General features: G+C 69.3%; 4 protein-coding genes. 2 read left to right on the top strand and 2 right to left on the bottom strand.

The genetic code is table 11. From position 1 onward, the window contains the following. Nucleotides 1-862: 862 nt before the first annotated feature. Nucleotides 863-1,483 (top strand): hypothetical protein, encoded by a 621-nt coding sequence (locus ACWDO5_RS35125; protein ID WP_450534590.1) that lies wholly within the window; start codon nucleotides 863-865, stop codon nucleotides 1,481-1,483. Between the two features lie 308 nt (nucleotides 1,484-1,791). Here ACWDO5_RS35125 and ACWDO5_RS35120 read toward each other — a convergent pair whose 3' ends face one another. Continuing rightward, on the bottom strand, nucleotides 1,792-1,974 hold the full coding sequence (locus ACWDO5_RS35120; protein WP_450534589.1) for a hypothetical protein: 183 nt from the start codon (nucleotides 1,972-1,974) through the stop codon (nucleotides 1,792-1,794). Nucleotides 1,975-2,046: 72 nt separating this feature from the next. Here ACWDO5_RS35120 and ACWDO5_RS35115 point away from each other — a divergent pair, with 72 nt between their 5' ends. Then, nucleotides 2,047-2,175, top strand: coding sequence for a hypothetical protein (locus ACWDO5_RS35115; protein ID WP_450534588.1), 129 nt, complete (start codon nucleotides 2,047-2,049; stop codon nucleotides 2,173-2,175). A gap of 164 nt (nucleotides 2,176-2,339) precedes the next feature. Here the strand turns inward: ACWDO5_RS35115 and ACWDO5_RS35110 are convergent, their stop codons facing one another. Then, nucleotides 2,340-4,772 carry a SpoIIE family protein phosphatase gene (locus ACWDO5_RS35110; RefSeq protein ID WP_450534587.1) on the bottom strand — a complete coding sequence of 811 codons (2,433 nt, stop codon included), beginning with the start codon at nucleotides 4,770-4,772 and terminating at the stop codon, nucleotides 2,340-2,342. Nucleotides 4,773-4,953: the final 181 nt, after the last annotated feature.

The raw sequence follows: 4,953 nt of genomic DNA, 5'->3' as shown, positions 1-4,953 counted from the left end.
CGGCCGCCTTACGGCCGGACGAGTGTAGGCCGATCAGCCCACCGAAAGACCCGTAGGCCAAACAGACGAATCACACCTAATTCCTGATAGACCCCGCTCCAGCACGTTGCTGCACGTGCTGATGGCGATGCCGCTGGCATGCTGGCGGTCCTCGGCGTTGTTGATCTGCGACAAGTCGCGCTGCTGGAAGGTGGCGTGTGCGGCGCGCCCACGGCGACAAACTCACCGCCGCCTGCCCCGGGATGACAACCGTGACCGGCGACGTCGTCGCCTTCGCGCAACTGCTGGCTCACCACGTATCAGCTGTGTGGACCGCAAGCAGTGTTGTACCGACGCTGACGATGCGGGTTGCGCTATCAGCTGTGTGGGCGGGAGGCGGGCCCTGTTTGTGATGCGGTGTCAGGGTCTTTGGGTGGTGGGGGTTTGTTTGTGTGAAGTTGCTGTGGGTGCTGGGTGCTGGGTGCTGGGTGCTGGGTGCTGGGTGCTGGGTGCTGGGGGGTGTGGGTTGGTCTGGGTGGGTGGTGGTGTGGCGTTGTGTGGGTGTGGTTGCTGGTGGGCTTGCCGTTGTGGGGGGTGGGTTGTCGTGGTGGTTGTGGGGTGGGGTGGGGTGGTTGTGGGGTTGGGGTGGTTGTGGGGGTGGGGTGGGGTGGTTGTTCAGCGGTGTTTGTGTGCGTGCTTTTACCTGGCGTGTCTGGCTGTGTCAAGTCACGATTTGTCGGAACGTGACCGGGTTGTTCTGGTCGGGCTTACTGGAAGTGCGGCCTCGCTGGAAGGAAGAACGAGGCGGCGCGGTAAAGGGGAGGTCCTTGCCGAGGATGTTCCTCTTTTGTAAAGAATCCCTCTGTATTGGTTGGAGAAAATCATGACCCGTCACGTTCACACTCACAGCGATGTCCGTCCCCGGGGTCGGGGTCTGCGTTTTGCGACGTTTTTCGCCTCGGGTGCTTTCATGGCCGGGGCCGCCATCATTCCGGCCTCGTCCGCGATGGCGGCCCCGGTGCCGGCCTCGTCGGCGGTGAGCCTTGTCGCCCATGTGGACAAGCACGACAAGAAGCATGACAAGAAGCACGAGAATAAGAAGGACAACAAGAAGGACAAGAAGCACGAGAAGAAGCACGACAAGAAGAAGGACAACAAGCACGGCAAGAAGCATGACAAGAAGCACGAGAATAAGAAGGACAACAAGAAGGACAAGAAGCACGAGAAGCACGAGAAGAAGAAGGACGACAAGGTTGATAACAAGAAGAAGACGGGAGGCAAGGGCGGCGACGGCGGCGCGGGCGGTATCAAGGGCGGTAACGGCGGCGTGGGCGGCAAGGGCGGTGACACGGGCGGTGCCGGTGGTACGGGCGGTGCCGGTGGTATTCAGGGTGGTAACGGCGGTAACGGCGGCGCGGGCGGTACCCAGGGCGGTGCCGGTGGTACGGGCGGTACCGGTGGTATTCAGGGCGGCGACGGTGGCGCGGGCGGCGACGCGGTCTGAGGCGGCAGCTTCTTGCGGCCGTCTCCTGCGGCGGCCCGGACGGCCTTCCTGTCCGGGCCGCGGCGGCCCGCCGGTGGGGGTGGAGGCCTTCGGTCTCCACCCCCTGCCGGTCACCGTGCCGGGTCCCGGCCGGCGTGCTGGGTCCCGGTCACCGTGCTGGGTCCCGGCCGGCGTGCTGGGTCCCGGCTGGTGAGGGGGCGTGGTGGCGGGACGCTCAGTGCCTCCTGGTGGCACGCCATGTGTGAAATGGATGGAGATCGCCTATGCCTGGAAGTTTGTGGCGGCGTTGCACGTTCCTGGTGCCGGTTTCACTGGTTTTCGCCGCTGGTATCGCGTGCGCCGTGCAGGCACCGGACAACGCTGCGGCAGGCCCCGGTCACCGGGCTGAGGTCGTCGGCCTTCTTGGCCGCGCGGACTGCGGTGATGGCGGTGATGGCGGCAGGGGCGGGGATGGCGGTCAGTCGGGGGAGCCCGGTAAGCCTGGCTCTCATGGCTGTACCCGGTTCGGGGATCTGCCGGACAAGCCGAAGGGAGAGCTCACGCTGGCGGACAGGGTGAGGATCGTGATGGTTGTCCTGCACGGGCCCACGACGAGTGCCGAGGCCGCCGGGAAGTACAAGATGTCGGCGCACGAGATTGACACCTGGAAGCGGCAGTACCTTGCCCGCGACTGGTCCGCGCTGATGGGATAGGGACTTCCCTTCTTGATGCGCCGCCACTGCGGGGCGTGAAGGTTTCGGTGTGTGCAGGTTCTGGTCCGCGGGGTTTCGGTGTGTGATGGTTCCGGCATCACTGTGGGTCGGGGTGGTGGTCGGTTGGGGGGGAGGGCCCGCGCGGGGGGAGGCCTGGATGGTTTTCAGTTCCCGGAAAGGGACTGTTCGGCCCAGACGGTTTTGCCGATGGGGGCGTGTCGGGTGCCCCAGCGCTGGGCGAGCTGGGCGACCAGCAGCAGGCCTCGCCCTCCTTCGTCGAAGGTCCGGGCGCGCCGCATGTGGGGGGCGGTGTTGCCCGAGTCGAAGACTTCGCAGATCAGGGTGCTGTCCGCGTGGATGAGCCGGAGCTGGATGGGTGGCCGGCCGTAGCGGATGGCGTTGGTGACCAGTTCGCTGACCGTCAGTTCGGTGATGAAGGCGGCGTCGTCCAGTCCCCAGGTGGTCAGTTGGTCGGTGGCGTTCTTGCGTGCCTGGGCGACGATGGCGGGGTCGCAGGCCAGGTCCCAGGCGGCGACCCGGTCGGCGTGCAGGGCCCGGGTGCGGGCGATGAGCAGGGCGATGTCGTCGTCGGGGCGGTGGGTCAGCATGGCCGAAAGGACCCTGTCGCAGACCGTGTCCAGGGTCTGGGCGGGGCGGGCGAGGGCGTGGAACATCTTGTCCAGGGCTTCGTCGATGTCGTGGTCGCGGGCTTCGAGGAGACCGTCGGTGTAGAGGGCGAGGAGGCTGCCCTCGGGCAGTTGGGTCTCGAAGGTCTCAAACGGCAGGCCGCCCAGGCCCAGCGGCGGGCCGGCCGGGATGTCGAGGAAGTGAACGGCGCCGTCCGGGGTGACCACGGCGGGCGGGGGGTGGCCGGCCCGGGCGAAGGTGCAGCGGCGGGAGACCGGGTCGTAGACCGCGTACAGGCAGGTGGTGCCGATGCCTCCGGCGGTTTCGGCGGCGCCTTCCGTGCTGCCCTCGTCGGCGGACAGGTGGATGACGAGGTCGTCGAGGTGGGTGAGCAGTTCGTCGGGCGGCAGGTCGACGTCGGCCAGGGTGCGTACCGCGGTGCGCAGCCGGCCCATGGTGGCCGACGCACGGATGCCGTGGCCGACGACATCGCCCACGACGAGGGCCACCCGCGCGCCGGACAGCGGGATCACGTCGAACCAGTCGCCGCCCACGCCGGCCTGGGTGCCGGCGGGCAGGTAGCGGGAGGCGATCTCGAGTGCCGCCTGATCGGGCAGGGTGTGCGGGAGCAGGCTGCGCTGCAGGGTCATGGTGGTGGTGCGTTCCCGGGTGTACCGGCGGGTGTTGTGGATGGTGACGGCCGCCCTGGCCGTGAGCTCCTCGGCCAGCCACAGGTCGTCCGGTCCGAAGGGCTCTGGGCGCTGGTGACGGCTGAAGAAGGCCACGCCGAGAGTGATGCCGCGCGCCCGCATCGGCACCACCATCACCGAGTGTGTCCCCGCCTCGCGGATCCAGGCGGCCTGGGGGTCCTGGGCCGCCCACCGGGTGAGGGCGGGGTCGTTCCCCTCGTACAGGGCGCCATGGCCTTGGGCCAGGCACCGGGCCACAGGTGACAGCGCCGGGTAGAGGGTCTTTTCTCCCGCCGCGAGCCGGGAGGCGGGGCCCTCTTCGAGGACCGACCGCACAGCGGTGCGGCCCATGGTGAGGGGCCCTGGCGAGGGGACGGGGGGCGGCTCGCCGCCGTGCCGGGGGGCATCCAGCAGGTCGACGGCGGCGAAGTCCGCGAGCCGGGGGACGGCGACGTCGGCCAGTTCCTGCGCGGTGCGCTGGATGTCCGAGGTGGTGCCGATGCGGGCGCCGGCGTCGTTCAGCAGGAGCATCCGCTGCCGGGCGAGGTACTCCCCGGACCTGGAGTGCGCTGCCAGGCACACGGCGCGCGCCCGGCCGTCGGGGTCTTTCAGCGGGGCGAGGGAGGCCGGCCAGCCGTGCTCCGCGCTGACACCCGTGGGGCGGATGTAGGCCTCCACGTGCTGCGGCTCGCCGCTCTCCAGTGCCAGGCGCATCTTCGTCTCGGCCTCGTCGCTGACGGGATGCGGCGCGATTTCCGGCAGGCGCAGCCCGCGCATCTGGTCCTCGGTGAGGGACAGCGCACGCTCCATGCCGGCGTTGGCCCGCACCAGCCGCAGGTCCGCATCGAAGACCGCCAGGATGTCGGGGGACTGGCGAAACACCCATTCCCTCAGCGCCTCGCCCCCGGGCGTGCGCGCTTCGCCCGCCACGGCGGACACCACGAGCCACTCGGTGACCGGGCCGTTTGACGTCCGGCGGTGCGCGAGCAGTTCTTGCTGAAGCCGGTGGCCGTCCCGGTGCCGCAGTGCCACGGTGCCGCTCCACCTCTCCCGCCCGGCCGGATCCCGCCGCGCACTCTGGCCGGCGTCATCGGCGAGCAGCCGGGCAGCGGCCTGCCCCACGACCTCCGAGGGCAGGTAGCCGAGCAGCCGCAGGGCACCTTCGCTCCACCCCGTCACGATGCCCTGCTCATTGACGGTGGCCGTGGCCGTGTATGCCGACTGGGGGGAGGCGTCCGACTCGTCCGGCCGCTCACCAGAAGGGGGGGGAAGTCGCTCCATCGCCGCTCATCTCGCCCTTCGGGAACCTGCACGGCCGGGGCCCTCCTGACAAGCATGATCCTGAGGGGTACGGAGCAGCAACCCAGCGCCGTCACGAGGGGCCCTGCCCCAGGCCCTGCCGCCGGCAATGCCCCAGGAGGCGACTGGCGGCTCACACGCCGGCCCTGCGTGCCCGCCCGGC

It is taken from the genome of Streptomyces sp. NPDC000880, from assembly GCF_053599675.1.
The sequence above is the reverse complement of the archived record's forward strand: the minus strand, read 5'-3'. Positions and strand labels throughout refer to the sequence as shown.